Source organism: Methylobacterium sp. Ger2507, assembly GCF_055231875.1.
On record NZ_JBUYVC010000001.1, the window covers coordinates 2,347,255 to 2,362,408 of the forward strand.

14 protein-coding genes are annotated in these 15,154 nt (G+C 66.7%); 9 read left to right on the forward strand and 5 right to left on the reverse strand.

Annotated features, from left to right (window positions below; translation table 11 throughout):
* The first annotated feature begins 57 nt into the window (after positions 1–57).
* From ACV7NL_RS10875 to gor, 4 genes are all read left to right on the forward strand, one after another.
* Positions 58–1,323, forward strand: a complete 1,266-nt coding sequence (locus ACV7NL_RS10875) for a peptide-binding protein (protein WP_463355660.1) — start codon at positions 58–60, stop codon at positions 1,321–1,323.
* Positions 1,324–1,591: 268 nt separating this feature from the next.
* Positions 1,592–2,773 carry an MFS transporter gene (locus ACV7NL_RS10880; RefSeq protein WP_463355661.1) on the forward strand — a complete coding sequence of 394 codons (1,182 nt, stop codon included), beginning with the start codon at positions 1,592–1,594 and terminating at the stop codon, positions 2,771–2,773.
* A 107-nt stretch (positions 2,774–2,880) separates the two neighbouring features.
* Complete coding sequence (gene rpmG, locus ACV7NL_RS10885; protein WP_018044575.1) at positions 2,881–3,048, forward strand: 50S ribosomal protein L33; 168 nt, start codon at positions 2,881–2,883, stop codon at positions 3,046–3,048.
* 165 nt (positions 3,049–3,213) lie between these two features.
* A complete protein-coding gene (gene gor / locus ACV7NL_RS10890) occupies positions 3,214–4,611 on the forward strand; it encodes a glutathione-disulfide reductase (RefSeq protein ID WP_463355662.1) in 1,398 nt (465 codons plus the stop codon).
* Positions 4,612–4,620: 9 nt separating this feature from the next.
* Here the strand turns inward: gor and ACV7NL_RS10895 are convergent, their stop codons facing one another.
* The 3 genes from ACV7NL_RS10895 to galE all read right to left on the reverse strand — a co-directional run bounded on the left by ACV7NL_RS10895 (position 4,621) and on the right by galE (position 8,300).
* Positions 4,621–6,027 carry an SGNH/GDSL hydrolase family protein gene (locus ACV7NL_RS10895; RefSeq protein ID WP_463355663.1) on the reverse strand — a complete coding sequence of 469 codons (1,407 nt, stop codon included), beginning with the start codon at positions 6,025–6,027 and terminating at the stop codon, positions 4,621–4,623.
* A 69-nt stretch (positions 6,028–6,096) separates the two neighbouring features.
* Complete coding sequence (locus ACV7NL_RS10900; RefSeq protein WP_463355664.1) at positions 6,097–7,242, reverse strand: lytic murein transglycosylase; 1,146 nt, start codon at positions 7,240–7,242, stop codon at positions 6,097–6,099.
* 68 nt (positions 7,243–7,310) lie between these two features.
* Positions 7,311–8,300, reverse strand: coding sequence for a UDP-glucose 4-epimerase GalE (gene galE / locus ACV7NL_RS10905; protein ID WP_463355665.1), 990 nt, complete (start codon positions 8,298–8,300; stop codon positions 7,311–7,313).
* 167 nt (positions 8,301–8,467) lie between these two features.
* Between galE and galU the strand changes: the two genes are divergently transcribed.
* On the forward strand, positions 8,468–9,334 hold the full coding sequence (gene galU / locus ACV7NL_RS10910; RefSeq protein ID WP_056189657.1) for a UTP--glucose-1-phosphate uridylyltransferase GalU: 867 nt from the start codon (positions 8,468–8,470) through the stop codon (positions 9,332–9,334).
* A 240-nt stretch (positions 9,335–9,574) separates the two neighbouring features.
* Positions 9,575–10,513 carry a DUF817 domain-containing protein gene (locus tag ACV7NL_RS10915; RefSeq protein WP_056189136.1) on the forward strand — a complete coding sequence of 313 codons (939 nt, stop codon included), beginning with the start codon at positions 9,575–9,577 and terminating at the stop codon, positions 10,511–10,513.
* Here ACV7NL_RS10915 and ACV7NL_RS10920 read toward each other — a convergent pair.
* Positions 10,501–10,716: a hypothetical protein gene (locus tag ACV7NL_RS10920; RefSeq protein ID WP_055953370.1), complete on the reverse strand. Its 216-nt coding sequence runs from the start codon at positions 10,714–10,716 to the stop codon at positions 10,501–10,503. The two genes, ACV7NL_RS10915 and ACV7NL_RS10920, sit on opposite strands and share 13 nt — an antisense overlap.
* A gap of 436 nt (positions 10,717–11,152) precedes the next feature.
* On the opposite strand from ACV7NL_RS10920, the gene ACV7NL_RS10925 reads away from it, so the two are divergent.
* The 3 genes from ACV7NL_RS10925 to ACV7NL_RS10935 all read left to right on the forward strand — a co-directional run bounded on the left by ACV7NL_RS10925 (position 11,153) and on the right by ACV7NL_RS10935 (position 13,308).
* Positions 11,153–12,313 carry a S1C family serine protease gene (locus tag ACV7NL_RS10925; protein WP_463355666.1) on the forward strand — a complete coding sequence of 387 codons (1,161 nt, stop codon included), beginning with the start codon at positions 11,153–11,155 and terminating at the stop codon, positions 12,311–12,313.
* 84 nt (positions 12,314–12,397) lie between these two features.
* A complete protein-coding gene (locus ACV7NL_RS10930; protein WP_056479321.1) occupies positions 12,398–12,634 on the forward strand; it encodes a hypothetical protein in 237 nt (78 codons plus the stop codon).
* A complete protein-coding gene (locus ACV7NL_RS10935) occupies positions 12,631–13,308 on the forward strand; it encodes a J domain-containing protein (RefSeq protein WP_463355667.1) in 678 nt (225 codons plus the stop codon). Before ACV7NL_RS10930 ends, ACV7NL_RS10935 begins: the two co-directional genes overlap by 4 nt.
* Before the next feature lie 130 nt (positions 13,309–13,438).
* Here the strand turns inward: ACV7NL_RS10935 and ACV7NL_RS10940 are convergent, their stop codons facing one another.
* Positions 13,439–14,929, reverse strand: coding sequence for an SPOR domain-containing protein (locus tag ACV7NL_RS10940; RefSeq protein ID WP_463355668.1), 1,491 nt, complete (start codon positions 14,927–14,929; stop codon positions 13,439–13,441).
* Positions 14,930–15,154: the final 225 nt, after the last annotated feature.

The window sequence follows — 15,154 nt, forward strand, 5'->3', positions numbered from 1 at the left end:
CGATCCTCGATCTCGAACCGACCTGCCTTCACGGTGCAGGAGCGGAGACCTGTGCCCATGTACAAATTCTCAGGTGTTCGGCGCGCGCTCGTGATCGGTCTCGCCGCCGGGCTGCTGACTGCCTGTCTCCCGCCGCCGTCGCAGGTCAGTCGGGTTGCGGTGGTCTGGCCGGACGGCGGGACCTCGGTCACGCTGCCGATGGAGCGGGCGTCCGGACGCTGGCTCGTACCGGTCGCCTTTCGGAGACCGGATGGGAGCGAACGGCGCTTGCTCGCTTGGCTCAACATGGGTGCGGCCGCTCCGATCCTGTCTCAGGATCTCTATCGCGCGTTGGGCCTCGCCGAGGGCCACGATCTTCTGATGGACATCGGTGGCGTCAGCGTCACGGTCGAGGCAGGGTCGGTGAAAGATGGCCCGGGCAGCGTCGACGGACAGGATCTCTTCGGTCTCCTGTTCGCACCTCGCACCGTCGAGGCCGTTCTGCCGGCTGGAGTGCTTCAGCACTTTGCCGTCACCATCGATCCAAAGACCGCATCCCTGACGCTGGCGCCATCCGGTGCATCGCAGAGCCGCGGCGTACCGGTTCCGGTCCGGACCAATCCCACGACGGGGATCACCGTGGTGGATGCGCAGGTCGGCGACCAACGCATTCCGCTCGTTCTCGATGTCGGCGCGCCCTATACATGGCTGCGTGGACGGACCGTTGCCGGGTGGCTTCTCCAGCATCCGGAGTGGCGCCGTGCCGACGGCGCGGTCGGGCGCGCCAACCTGGCGATGGCGGATCTGGCTCTCGAACGCGCTGGCACAATCATTCGCCTGCCGGGCATCGACGTCGGGGGAGTGATGTTCCGGGATGTCGGGGCTTTGGGCACGGGCCCGCTCGGTGGCGCCATCGGCGACGCTGCCCTCGGCGAAATCTTCTGGGACACTTGGCAAGTGGATGCGGGCGAGCCGGTGACCGGCTGGCTGGGCAACAACGTTCTCGACACCGTGCGGCTGACGCTCGACTACGCAGCCGGCACAAGCTTCTGGGAGCGGCTGGGCAGCGACGATCCGGGCGATCTCGACGGTGTTGGCCTGACGCTGGTGCGACGCGATGCAGGCTACGCCATCGCGGCCGTCGCGACGAGGGACGGGCATCCCCTCGTATCCGGCGTCGAAGTGGGAGACCGATTGCTGCAGGTCGACGGGTATCCGCTCGATGGCCTCGCACCCGATGCCGTGCGGGCGAAACTGTCGGCGCGTCCGGGCGAGCGACGCCGCCTGCAGCTTGACCGTGCCGGAACATCCGTCACCGTCGCGACGGAAGGAACGCGCTTCTGACGATGGCGTACCTGCCTGTGCCGTGCGCGTTGGACCGCTTACGCGCTCAAGCCGGGCATCGTTCGATGCGCCCCCGTCCGGGCCTCTTCATCGTTGAGTTCGCACGGAAGACGCGAGGCATCGACGAACAGACAGGACAAGGATCGGCGTGAACAGCCCGGCCCAGGCTTCAGCCATCCGCAGCCAGCCGGGGCGCCGGTTGCGTCGGCAAGCCCCGGCGTAGACAAGGCGGTCCCGGTGTCGCGCGCGACCCGCAACGGACCCCTTCATGCCGGCCCCACGCCCCGCCGATTTCCCCGATGGCTCGCGCTTCGCTTCGATTGCCGCCGCCATCACCTGCGTGGCGGTGGTGGGCATCGGGCTCAGCCTGACGATTCCGCTGCTTTCCCTCGAGATGGAGCGCATGGGCGCCTCCGGCACCCTGATCGGGATCAACACCGCCGTGGCGGGGCTCGCCGCCATCGTCACTGTGCCGTTCGTGCCGCGCCTGGCGGCCCGGCTCGGAGTTCTGCGCCTCCTCGTCGGCGCCATCGTGCTCGGCGCGCTCTGCCTCGTCGCCTTCAAGCTGCTCCAGGGCATCGTCTGGTGGTTCGTGTTGCGCTTCGTGTTCTCGATGAGTCTCGGCGCCCTGTTCGTGCTCTCCGAGTTCTGGATCAATGCGGCGGCGCCGCCGGAGCGGCGTGGGCTGGTCATGGGCATCTACGCCACGGTTCTGGCCCTCGGCTTCGCGGTCGGGCCGATCCTGCTGACACTCCTCGGCACGCAAGGATACGCGCCTTACTTCGGGGGCGCCTTGCTGTTCCTCGTCGCCCTGGTCCCGCTCCTGCTGGCGCGGGGGCTGTCGCCGGTGATCGGGCACGGAGCATCGCGGCCGTTCCTCGCCTATCTGCGCCTCGCCCCCGCCGCCACCGTCGCGGCCTTGGTCTACGGAGCGGTCGAGACCGGCGGATTCGCGATCCTGCCGCTCTACGGCCTGCGCCTCGGCTACGAGGCCGAGACCGCGGCCGGACTGGTCAGCGCGCTCGCCCTGGGCAACGTGCTGTTTCAGATTCCCTTCGGCTGGCTTGCCGACCGGGTCGACCGCCGCCTCGTCCTCCTCATGGCCGGGCTCGGCGGAGCCCTCGGGTCGATGCTGATTCCCCTGGCGTCGACCTGGTTTCCGGGCCTGCTCGTGCTGCTGTTCCTGTGGGGCGGCATCGCCGGAACGCTCTATACGGTGGGCCTCGCCCATCTCGGGGCCACCGTGCAGGGGCCCGAACTGGCAGGCGCCAACGCCGCCTTCGTCGTCCTGTACAATGTCGGCCTGATGCTCGGTCCGCCGCTCATCGGCGGAGGCATGGACCTGATCCCGCCCCAGGGCTTCGCCTACAGCCTCTGTCTGCTGTTCCTCGGCTACGCGGTGGTCGTCGCCCTGCGCATCGTCCAGCATCCGACGCACGAGGCGCCTTGACGAATCCCGGCCGATAAGGCAATCACCCGCCGGTATTCAGCCGGCCACCGCCGGCCCTTTTGCGTTTCGCTGATGCGGAATGCCGCGATCACAGGAGCGCCGCGTCCATGGCCAAGGCCGTCACCGTTAAAGTCAAGCTGATCTCGACCGCCGACACGGGTTACTTCTACGTCACCAAGAAGAACTCCCGCACGCAGACCGAGAAGCTGTCGATGAAGAAGTACGACCCCGTCGTGCGCAAGCACGTCGACTTCAAGGAAACCAAGATCAAGTAAGCCCGCCGGCGCCTCGCGCCGCGCTGGGGTTCGGAAGGCCGCTTTTCCGCGAGGGGAGGCGGCCTTTTTCGTTCGGCGGTGGGAACGGCAAGACGCGCCGGTTGATGTACCGCGCGGTTCGGGCGATGGAGAGCCCTCGGTGCTCCCACCCGCAGGATGACTTCCATGGCTGACGATCTGGCCCGCACCTTCGATGTCGACCTGTTCGTCATCGGCGGAGGCTCCGGCGGCGTCCGGGCGGCACGGATCGCGGCCGGATACGGCGCCCGGGTCCAGCTCGCCGAGGAATACCGGGTCGGCGGCACCTGCGTGATCCGCGGCTGCGTGCCGAAGAAGCTCATGGTCTATGCCGGGCGTTTCGCCGACGAGTTCGAGGATGCCGCCGGCTTCGGCTGGTCGGTGTCCGAGCCGAGCTTCGATTGGTCGGTGCTGAAAGCACGCCGCGACGCGGAGGTGGCGCGGCTGGAGAGCATCTACGACGCCAATCTCAGCCGGGCCGGCGTCACCATCATCCCCGAACGGGCGGTGATCGAGGACGCCCACACCGTGCGGCTGGTCGGCTCGGACCGGCGCGTCACCGCCCGTTTCATCCTCGTCGCGGTCGGCGCCCATCCGGTCAAGGAGCCGCTGATTCCGGGCGCCGAACTCGCCATCACCTCCAATGAAGTGTTCGAGTTGGAGACCCTGCCCGCGCGCATCCTGGTGGTGGGCGGCGGCTACATCGCGGTCGAGTTCGCCGGTGTCTTCGCCCACCTCGGTGCACGCACCACCCTGCTGCACCGCGGCGACAAGCTCCTGCGGGGCTTCGACGAAGAGGTCCGCGACGCGCTCGGCGAGGCCTATGCCCGGCGCATGGACCTGCGCCTGAACCGGACCGTGGAGCGACTCGATCGAACCGAGACCGGCATCCGGGCCACCCTCGACGACGGCACGACCCTGGAGGTCGATCAGGTCCTGACCGCCACGGGACGGCGCCCGAACACCGCCGGCCTCGGTCTCGAGGCGGTCGGGATCCAGCCCGATGCGCGCGGTGCGATCCCGGTCGACGCCTTCTCGCAGACCTCCATTCCCTCGATCTATGCCGTCGGCGACGTCACCGACCGTGCGGCGCTGACACCCATCGCCATCCGCGAAGGCCACGCTTTCGCCGATACGGTGTTCGGCAATACGCCGTGGTGTGTCGACCACGGCCTCATCCCCACCGCCGTGTTCTCGACTCCGGAGATCGGCGTCGTCGGCCACAACGAGGATGTGGCGCGCGACCTCTACGGCACCGTCGATGTATACCGTTCGCGTTTTCGCCCGATGAAGGCGACCCTGTCCGGCCGCGATGAGCGCGTGCTGATGAAGGTGGTGGTCGATTGTGCCAGCGACCGGGTCGTCGGCGTCCACGTCCTCGGCCACGATGCCGGCGAGATCATCCAGGCCGTGGGCATCGCCGTCACCATGGGCGCCACCAAGGCGGATTTCGACCGCACCGTCGCGGTGCATCCGACCCTCGGCGAAGAGCTCGTCACCATGCGCAGCCCCGTGGTGACCAAGCACCCGGTCGGCGTCGGTTAGATCCCGCCCTCAGCCCGGCGGCCACTTGAAATCGTCGGCCCGCCCCGGTTGCGCCAGGGGCGCCGCCCCGCGCACCAGGCTGCGCTCTACTGTTCCAGACGGGTCCCCGTCGCGTGGGCGGCCGCTGATCAGGGTTCCGCCCGGCGTCACCTCGGCGCGTCCGAGGGGCACCACCGGCCCCGCAAGAGGCTTCACCGGCAGAGCGGGAATCCCCGGCGGTTCGGGCAGGCTCGGCAGCATCGCGGTGATCTGGCGGTCGATGGCTCCGGCATCGTCGAGCTTGACCGCCTCTCCTTCCAGGGGTGTCTGAGGCGCGGTCGCCACGGGGGCGGCGAGGGCGGCCGGCGGCGCCGCCACCCCCGTCCCCATCATGCGCTTGAGCTCCACGTCGGCGAAATGCGCCATCTTGCGCGCGCCGGCCTTGGTGAAATGCACGCCGTCGGCGGTACGCAGCTTTGCCTCCTGGCCCTCGAGGTCGGGACCGGTGGCCGTGTAACGGTTGCGATCATCGACGAAGCCCGGCCAGATATCGACATAGGTCTGATCCGCCTTGGCGATGCGCTCACGGTAGATATCGTTGATCTCGGCGATGTCCTTCGTCAGTGCCTCGCTGCGCATGGGGGGCGCCCCGACCCAGATCAGCGGAATCCTTGCGTCGGTGAACACCTTGATCAGGGCATCGACGCGTTCGGAATAAACGGTTCGCCACCGGTCGTTCAGGGGATCGAGGGTCTGATCGCCCTCCCGGATCGGCTGGCGGTCGTTCGATCCCAGCATGACCACGGCATAGTTGGTCTTGGGGTTGGCCTTGACGAAGTCCTCGGCCGCCTTCGGCCAATCCACCACATCCTTGCGCACCAAGCCGCTATCGGGCTTCGAGCGGTCGACCACGCCGATCTCCGTATTGTCCTCGAACACGTTCGAGAGCCCGCTGCCGAGGTGGCTCGCCAGCGTGTCACCGAAAACGGCGATCCGGGTCGTCGGCTCGACCTTCGGCACGACCGGCTTCGGCTGTGCGACGATGGGGGCTGGGCGCGGTCGACGCCGAACCGCCCGTCCATCGTCGCGACCGCCGCGCGGATCGTCCGCATAGCTGCGCCCGCGTGTTGGAGCCGGTCGGGCGCTCGGCACCGGGGGCGCGGCCTGGGCAGGCGCCGGGCGATCCTCCCAAGGCCAGTAGAACTGCCGCGGTGCTTCCTGCGGCGGCGGTGCGTAGCGGCGCGTGGCCTGGCGCGCCCCGTAGCCGCTGTCGTCGCGATAATAGTCGCGCGGCCGCCGGCGCGGCGGCTCGTAGTCGCCACCACGCGGCGCATCATAGGAATCACCCCACTGGGCCTGCGCCGGCACAAGTCCGGCGACAAACAGGGACAATCCCGAGAGGAAACACCAGGCCGTGCGGGAAGCCGGCAAGGTCATGGGGCGCCTCGAAATGCTGATCGGCGGAGCGATCGGTCCCGCCACCTTAGCGGAGGATGCCGGCGAGGTCTAAGGCCGACCTGCGAGATGAGCGAGGAGCTTCGGCGTCGCATAGCCATCGACCGGCAGACCTTCGGCGATCTGAGCCTGACGCACCGCCTCGCGCAATTTCGGTCCAGCGCGCCCGTCAGCTTCGCCCGCATAAAGGCCGCGCTTGGCCAGGGCGGCCTGCAGGGCCTGCAGCCCCGCTTTGTCGAGGCGCCCCTCCTTCGTCGGCCACGCCCGCGCCAGGGCCCGCCCGCCCGACAGCCGATCGGCGAAGTGTCCCACCGCCAGAGCGTAGGAATCCGAAGTGTTGTAGGCGCGAATGACCTCGAAGTTGTCGGTGATCAGGAAAGCCGGTCCGGAATGCCCCCCGGGGAGGAACAGGCTCGCCGGGCCGCCGCTCGGGAGAGGCTTTCCGTCCGTGCGCCGTATGCCCCGCCGGGCGAAATCCGAGAGGTCGCCGCGATAGCGCGCGAGATCGAAATCGGCGGGCAGGATGACCTCGTAACCCCAGGAGAGCGATGGATTCCAGCCCAGCGTCTTCAGATAGGCCGCAATCGAGGCGAGTGAGTCGCTTTCCGATGTCCAGATGTCGCGGCGGCCGTCGCCGTCGAAATCGACCGCGTGCGCGAGGAAGCTCGTCGGCAGGAACTGCACCTGGCCCATTGCACCGGCCCAGGATCCCTTCATGCGATCCGGGGTGATGTCGCCACGCTCGAGGATCGTCAGGGCGGCAAGCAATTCATCGCGGAACAGGCTGCCGCGGAATTTGACCTCCGCCAAGGTCGACAAGGCACGGATGGTCGACATCGTGCCGGCAGTGGCGCCGAAATCCGACTCCACCCCCCAGAATGCAAGAACGATGGCGCGCGGTACGCCGTATCGGGTCTCGATTTCCGCGAGCACGCGCGCCAGCTTGGCGGCCTGCGCCTGCCCACGCGCAATCCGGCTGGCCGACACGGCACCGACGAGATAGTCCCAGACTGGACGGCTGAACTCACCCTGCCGGCGCGTCCGAGCGACGACGTCCGGGTCCGGCCCCGAGATCCCGGCAAACGCTGCCGTGAAGGTCGCGGCGGAAATGCCCCGTGCCTCCGCGTCCGGCCGCAATGCGGCGATGAAGCTGCCGAATCCACCGGTGATCTCGCGAGCGGCGACGGGCGGAGACACGCCTGCTCCCGCGGCGAGCACCGGACCTGCGCCGATCAGGCTTGCAAGGACGAGGGCTGACCAGCGCGTCACGTGCGATTGCGGCGGGTGAGGGCTTCTTCCCAAGCGAAGGCCTGACCGATGATCTCGTCCAGATCGTCGTATCGCGGCGTCCATCCGAGAGCCCGGATGCGCTCGGCCTCCGCCACGATCTGCGCCGGATCGCCGGGCCGGCGCGGCGACAGGCGGACCTCGAAGTCCCGCCCGGAAACGCGTTTGACTACCTCGATCACCTCGAGGACCGAGTAGCCCTGGCCATAGCCGCAATTCAGGGTCAGGCTCTCGCCGCCGGAGCGGAGGTGATCCAGGGCGACCCGATGCGCCTCGGCGAGGTCGGAGACCTGGATATAGTCGCGCAGGCAGGAGCCGTCGCGCGTTGGGTAGTCGGTCCCGTAGACATCGAGATGCGGGCGTTGCCCGAGGGCGGCCTGCGTGGCCACCTTGATCAGGTGCGTCGCGTTCGGAGTCGATTGCCCGGTCCGGCCACGCGGGTCTGCGCCCGCGACGTTGAAGTAGCGGAGGATGACGTAGGAAAACCCATGCGCCTTGGCCGCATCGGCAATCATCCACTCGCTCATCAGCTTGGAGCGACCATAGGGATTGATCGGTGCCGGTATCAGGCTCTCCGGCACCGGGACGGTCTCCGGTTCGCCATAGACGGCGGCTGTCGACGAGAAGATCACGTGCTTGACGCCGCAACGGACAGCCGTCTCGATCAGCGCCCGGGTCTTCACCGTGTTCGCCAGATAATAGTGGAGCGGATCGGCAACCGAATCCGGCACTACGATCCGCGCAGCGAAGTGAGCGATGGCATCGATGCGATGCTGAAGGATGACCTCGGTGACAAGCGATTGATCGGCAATGTCGCCGACGACAAGCTTTACTTCAGGCGGAAGTGACCAATCGAAACCAGTCGACAGGTCGTCGAGAACCACAACCTCGTCGTGGCCGGCATCGAGCAGAGCCAGCACCATGTGACTGCCGATATATCCCGCTCCGCCTGTCACCAGAACCGCCATCACATCCTCTCCCCAATCATTTCACCGACGATATATCCGAAATCGAGCTTGTCGGTTATGTCCATTACGCCGGTTGCCCGATGACCTCCGTTAACAGAGGTTGTGTTGCGCCATCGTCAAACCCTTCGAGGTTTTCCTCATCCTCCCTTGTTATCGGGTCCCGCTTGATGAAACCGATTCGCAAAGCCGTCCTGCCTGTTGCCGGCTTGGGCACCCGCTTCCTCCCGGCCACCAAGGCTGTCCCGAAGGAGATGCTCACCGTCGTCGATCGCCCGGTGGTCCAGCACGTCGTCGACGAGGCCCGCGAAGCGGGGATCGAGCACTTCATCTTCGTGACGGGGCGCGGCAAGGCGGTGATCGAGGACCATTTCGATGTGGCCTTCGAACTCGACCGGATGCTGCAGGAGCGCGGCAAGACGGAGGCCTACGAGTCTCTGAAGCGCGACCTGCCGGCCGCCGGCCAGACAAGCTTCACGCGCCAGCAGGCTCCCCTCGGTCTGGGCCATGCCGTCTGGTGCGCCCGTGAGATCGTGGGTGACGAGCCCTTCGCCGTTCTGCTGCCCGATATGCTGAGCCGAGGCTGCATGCAGCAGATGCTCTCCGCCTACGAGCGTCACGGCGGCAACGTCATCGCCGTCGAGGAGGTGAAGCCGGAGGAGACGCATCAGTACGGCATCGTGGGAGTCGGCCAGACCTTCGGTCAGACGTTCGAGATCAACGGGATGGTGGAGAAGCCGAAGGCCGGCACGGCCCCTTCGAACTTCATCATCTCCGGACGCTACATCCTTCAGCCCGAGATCTTCGATATCCTCTCCCATGGCGAGAAGGGCGCAGGCGGCGAGATCCAGCTGACCGACGCGATGATCAAGCTGGCACAGGATCAGGCCTTCTTCGGCATGCACTATCAGGGCAGGACGTACGACACCGGTTCGAAGCTCGGTTTCCTGACGGCGAACATCGCCTACGCACTGGAGCGGCCCGACCTTGCCGATGCTTTGAAGGTCGAGATCGCGCAGCTTCTCAGCGAGCACTGAACGCCCCACAGGGGGCTCGGCGAGCGCCTATTCGGCCGTAGCGCGCGGACGAAAATCTGCGTTGAACGCCGTACAATCTCCTTGCTATTTGTGCGGCGCACTTTAGATTGTGCGTTGCGGGACCGCGATGGCGTCGCGGTTCGGCAGCCCTTCTTGGGCGTTTCCTCCCTAGACTTCGGGCCGCTCTTCGGAGCGGCCTTTTTTTGTCCTATGCCGTTACTGCCGGGAACAGGGACAGACATGAAGCACGGGACGGGGGCAGAGAGCGCAGCCAGATTCTGGCCGCATCTCGCACGTTTCATATCTCTGGATGTACGCGTTGGGACCTGGGCACAGGCGAAAGGGCCTTGGGTCGCCGGAGCCTACGAATTTCTAAGGTTTGGCATCAAGCAGGGCTGGGCCTGCCTGTTTGGTGGCCTGCTCTGCGCCGCCGTGATCGGGAGCTATCTGTTCTATCCGCCCGATGCCGCCCTGAGCCGCTACGATGCGCTGACCCTCGCGGCCATAGCCATCCAGGCTAGCCTGCTCGCCTTGAAGATGGAGACCTGGGAAGAGGCGAAGATCATCGCCCTCTATCACGTCGTCGGCACGGTGATGGAGGTGTTCAAGACCAGCGTCGGATCTTGGATCTATCCCGAAGCAAGCGTCCTGCGGATCGCCGGTGTCCCGCTCTTCACGGGCTTCATGTATGCCAGTGTCGGGTCCTACATCGCGCGGGTCTGGCGCCTGTTCGACTTCCGCTTCGCCCATCATCCGCGTCTGTCCCTGACGCTACCCCTGGCCGGGGGGATCTATGTGAACTTCTTCAGCCACCATGTGATCTGGGACATGCGGATTGCGCTATTCTTGGCCACGGTGCTGCTTTTTGGACGGACGTGGGTGTATTTCAAGGTCTGGCAGGTCCACCGCCGGATGCCGCTGCTTCTAGGCTTCGGCCTTGTGGCAGTGTTCATCTGGATTGCGGAGAATATCGGCACCTACACCCGGGTCTGGCTCTATCCGAAGCAGGTGACCGGCTGGTCGCCCGTATCCTGGCAAAAGTTCGGGTCCTGGTTCCTGCTGATGATCGTCTCGTACGTCCTCGTGACACTCGTGAGCCGGCCGCGGCCATTTCGACAGCCGGCTCGCGCAGAGTGCGGCGCCGATCCGGCGCCGACGAACGAACGTCAGTTCAAGTAGGTGCGGATCCAGTTCGGCGAGAGAACCTCACCATCCTCGGTGATGATCCAGGGCTGCTTGGCCGGGTCGGACAGGGCACCGGCGGCGGCTTCGATCGCTTCGCGCAGGGTGCGGTAGCGGGCCGGCTGGGCGAGGGGAGCCGGAACCGGAGCCGTACGCCAGATCGTCAGATCGGCGGGACGTTCCAGGGCTTGGGTTTCCATTTTCGTATTCCTTCAATCGTGAGGGTGGTTCCCCGCGATACCGGGTGACCGGCTCAAGACCTTTACGGCCTCGAACCTGAACATTCGCTGCGGGACGTTCATCGGTATGAATGGAAGCATCTCTGAGGCGGCTTCGAGGCTATTTCAGACCACAATGAAATGTTCATTTCAGCCTGAACCCTGTCTCCCTCATACGATGCACTTGCGCGGTGCAATTAGCGCAGAATATGGCCGCTTTTGGACGCCTTCTCGTTCGGTTTGTCACCAAGCCTGACAATGTCGGGCCGATGTTTATCTTTGGCAGCCGCCAGAATCGGTGTGCTGTCACACCCACGCCGGCGGTGGTACCGCATCAGTTGAAGGGCGATGCGTCACTGACCAGTTAATGGACATGACGTGCGACGCGATTTTCGCGGCATGGTGAAGAGGATGACACATGCGCGATCGGTCTTCGCCGCAGCCTCCGGCGGATCGTTTCCTGCGATGGGTCGCCGGTGCGGCGATCGTCCTGCTCACACTCTTCGTCGCGCAACCCTACCTGACCGGTCTCGCGTTCTCCGAGCGGACGTCCCGCGCCATTACCGCCCGGGGCGACCTCGCGCCGGCCGAGGCGACGACGGTCGAGTTGTTCGCCCGGGCGAGTCCGTCCGTGGTTCACGTCTTCGTTCAGGCTGCTGCTCAAGGCCGAGCCCTGATGGGCGTCGACGCGGAGGATGGCGACCAGAACAACGGCGCGCAGACCGGCACCGGCTTCGTCTGGGACGCGGCCGGACATATCGTCACCAACAATCACGTGGTTGCAGCGGCTGCGCAGGGCGGCAGCTCCGTCGCCGTCCGCCTCTCCTCCGGCGCGGTGGTGTCGGCAAGTTTGGTCGGTGCGGCACCGAGCTATGATCTTGCCGTGCTCCGCCTCGGCCGCACGACAGCCGCACCGCAACCCCTGGCGATCGGCACTTCGACCGACCTGAAGGTCGGACAGGCGGCTTATGCCATCGGCAATCCCTTCGGTCTGGATCATACGCTGACCACGGGCGTGATCAGTGCACTCCAGCGGCGTCTACCCACGAGCGCGGGCCGCGAATTGTCGGGCGTGATCCAGACCGATGCCGCGATCAATCCCGGAAATTCGGGTGGTCCGCTTCTCGATTCCGCCGGGCGCCTCATCGGCGTGAACACGGCAATCTTTTCGCCGTCAGGAGCCAGCGCGGGCATCGGCTTTGCAATCCCCGTCGATGTGGTGAACCGGGTCGTTCCCGAACTCATCCGAAACGGCCGGACCCGCAATCCCGGCATCGGGATTATCGCCGGTCAGGAGGCCACGGCAACGCGCCTCGGCATCGATGGCGTCGTCGTTCTGCGCGTCCTGCGCGGATCGCCAGCCGCGGCGGCCGGCCTGCGCGGTGTCGATCCCCAGACCGGCGACATCGGCGACATCATCGTCGGCGCCGGCAACCAACCCGTGCATCGCCTCGCCGATCTCACCGCCGCGATGGAGGCGGCCGGCCTGGGTGCGTCGATCGAACTGACCGTCGAGCGCGACGGGCGCACACGCCGTGTCCGTGTCACGACGTCCGACGTTGCGGAAAGCCGTCTTTGACTCTCGACCTCTCGTCAGGTGGGGCGCCGACCGGTAAAGCGGCTCGGCGATCAGCGAAAGCGACTCATGGTCTGTCACCGTCCCGTGCCGATTCTCCTGCTCTGGTTCGCCGGCATGGTCGCCGCCGATGCCGGAGAGCAGATGCCGCCCCGTCTCTGCCCGGAGAACGCGCCGGAAGGCGTGCGGCTGCCCTCGCGGCGCGGGTGCGGTAGCGAACGCGCGCCGGACCGATCGGCTCGGGATCAGGGCTTGCGTGACATCGACGGGGTGAAACTTCGAGTCGGCGGGCGGATCACCGCTGAGTACGGCGTCAGCCGGTGACGTTCATCGCCGGCATCGTCGCGCTCATGATCCTGTGGTGGTTCGCATCCCATGCGCGCCGGCGGTATCCGGCGCTGAGCACGCGCCTGCTGCGGCAGGTGGGTGGCTATCTTGCCCTCGCGGCGGCGGGGCTTTTCCTGTTCCGCGGCCGGCTCGAGTTCGCGCTCCTGCTGGGCGCGGGTGGGGCCTGGCTGCTGGAGGGTTCCACCGGATTGAAAACCCGCCTAAACGGTATCGCTTCCCGGTTTGACCCGAGACAATTCGGCGGCGGCAGCATCCGGTTCGATCAAAGTGGCGACGGGATCGCGCTGATTGGTCCCTATGCGGGGCAACCCCTGTCGGCGATCCCCGTGCCCGGTCTTCTCGCCCTGTTCGGACGCGATGCCGTCACCGCCCGCCGACTAGAGGCGTATCTCGACCGCCGGCATCCCGGCTGGCGTGTAGACGCTCAGGGAGATGCCGACACGGGGCCGCGCCGTGCGGCGTACCCAGGGGCGATGACGGAGCAGGAGGCCTATGAGATCCTGGGGCTTGAGCGCGGGGCGTCCCTGGAGCAGGTCCGCACGGCCCATCGGACGTTGATGAAGCGGCTGCACCCCGACCAGGGGGGAACGGCCGAGCAAGCGGCGCGCGTCAACGCGGCCCGTGACAGGCTTAACAACCGACATCGCTGATACTCCACGCGCGTTGCCAGACAGGGAATGTCGAACGTACCGCCGACCGGTGGAACGAACCGGGCATGCGTATCCTGTGCCGGACGCGCGATGAGGCGTCCGGGCCGATCGAAGGTCGCCGACGGGGACCTTAGCTACGGGTGGCGAAGCAACTGAAACCGCTGCGCTTCAGCGCGTTGCAGGCGTCCTGGGCAGTATCCTGCTCGGCAAAGCCGGAGAACCGGGCCCGGAACAGAGTCGCGCCGCCATGCTCGACCTTCACCGTGTAGGGCGACGCCTTGGAGAGCGTCCCACCGGTACGGCTGCGGGCCTCGGCGAGCATCGACTTCGCCTTGTCCTCGTCATCCATGGCGCCGAGCTGGATCACCCAGGCGGTCGGCGTGATCTTCGCGCCGGCCACCGGCTTCGGCGCCTCGGCGCGCGGACCATCGACGGAGGCGAGGCGGGCATCGCTCTTGCCGCCCGACGGGAAGGCCGCAGGACCGCTCGTGGCCGCATAGGCCTGCGCAGAATTCGGAAGGGCACCGGACCGCCACTTCGCACCGGCGCTTCCGGGGGTCGTGGTGGCGCTCCGGTTGGGTGTGATGTCGAGCGGCTGGCCGGCACGGAGCGTCGACGCGGTGGTCTCGACATCCTCCTCGTCGTCCGCCGAAGCAACCTGCGTCCGCGTCCGCGAAGCGCCGTCCGCCACCACGGCCGGACGCGCGCGCTCGGCGACCTCGATGGTCGAGGGCGTCTGTCGCGAACCCGCATAGGCGCGCGGCAAGGATTGGCGCACAAGGTCGGCCATGATGCGATCACGGCTGGCGCCCGACTTGCCACCCAGCACGATCGCCACGATCTGGCGATCGTCCAGCTTGGCCGCCGTCATCAGGTTGAAGCCGGAATCGCGGGTGTAGCCGGTCTTGATTCCGTCCACCCCCTGCACGTTGCCGAGGAGGCGGTTGTGGTTGCCGATGACCCGGCCGCGAAAGGCGAAGGAGCGGGTCTGGAAGTACTTGTAATAGCGCGGGAAGCGGTCCTGGATCGCCCGCGCCAGGATCGTGAGGTCACGGGCCGTGGTGATCTGGTCGGCGTCCGGCAGACCTGAGGCGTTGGCGTAGTGGGTCCGGCTCATGCCGAGCGCCTTGGCCTTCTGCGTCATCATCTCGGCAAAGCGCGCTTCCGAGCCGGCAATATTCTCGCCGATGGCGCAGGCGACGTCGTTGGCCGACTTGGTCACGATCGCCTTGATCGCCTCCTCGACCTCGATGGTCGAGCCCGGGCGCAGACCGAGCTTCGAAGGAGCCTGCGAGGCCGCGAAGGACGAGATCGTCAAAGGCGACTCGAGGGTGTAGCGGCCACGCTCAAGCTGTTCGAACAGCATGTAGAGCGTCATGACCTTGGTGATCGAGGCCGGGTGACGCAGCGAGTCTTCGTTGATCGCATGCAACGTCTTGCCGGTCTTCACGTCCACCACCATGGCGGCGTAGGGCGGGTTGTAGCCACCTCCGCCGCCACCGCGGTGATGGTGACCGCGACGGGCCTCCGCCGGAGAGGCGAGGGCGGCCAGAACGGCGGCCGCCGCGATCGCGGCCGGCAGGGCAGGCACCCGGCCGACGCGGGGAGTATGGCTACGCATCACGACTCACTGCCTCGACATGCACAGCCCGCAGGCCGGCTTGCACCGCAACATCTCGGCGGAGCGGGCGGTCGGTCCGCCCAAACCCCGCAACATCTGTCAATCAGGCTAGGTGGACGCAGTTACGGCCCGGTTAATGCCTGGACGCCAATTCGCCGGGAAAACATCTCGTGTTGCATCGCAATATAAATCTTGACGTTCGATGGTGCATCGCACACATCAGGT

Coding starts and splice junctions, on each gene's coding strand:
- ACV7NL_RS10895 (WP_463355663.1), bottom strand. CDS start 6,027: ATGACCTTGCCGGCTTCCCGCACGGCCTGGTGTTTCCTCTCGGGATTG.
- gor (WP_463355662.1), top strand. CDS start 3,214: ATGGCTGACGATCTGGCCCGCACCTTCGATGTCGACCTGTTCGTCATC.
- galE (WP_463355665.1), bottom strand. CDS start 8,300: ATGGCGGTTCTGGTGACAGGCGGAGCGGGATATATCGGCAGTCACATG.
- ACV7NL_RS10875 (WP_463355660.1), top strand. CDS start 58: ATGTACAAATTCTCAGGTGTTCGGCGCGCGCTCGTGATCGGTCTCGCC.
- ACV7NL_RS10915 (WP_056189136.1), top strand. CDS start 9,575: ATGAAGCACGGGACGGGGGCAGAGAGCGCAGCCAGATTCTGGCCGCAT.
- ACV7NL_RS10940 (WP_463355668.1), bottom strand. CDS start 14,929: ATGCGTAGCCATACTCCCCGCGTCGGCCGGGTGCCTGCCCTGCCGGCC.
- ACV7NL_RS10880 (WP_463355661.1), top strand. CDS start 1,592: ATGCCGGCCCCACGCCCCGCCGATTTCCCCGATGGCTCGCGCTTCGCT.
- ACV7NL_RS10925 (WP_463355666.1), top strand. CDS start 11,153: ATGCGCGATCGGTCTTCGCCGCAGCCTCCGGCGGATCGTTTCCTGCGA.
- ACV7NL_RS10920 (WP_055953370.1), bottom strand. CDS start 10,716: ATGGAAACCCAAGCCCTGGAACGTCCCGCCGATCTGACGATCTGGCGT.
- rpmG (WP_018044575.1), top strand. CDS start 2,881: ATGGCCAAGGCCGTCACCGTTAAAGTCAAGCTGATCTCGACCGCCGAC.
- galU (WP_056189657.1), top strand. CDS start 8,468: ATGAAACCGATTCGCAAAGCCGTCCTGCCTGTTGCCGGCTTGGGCACC.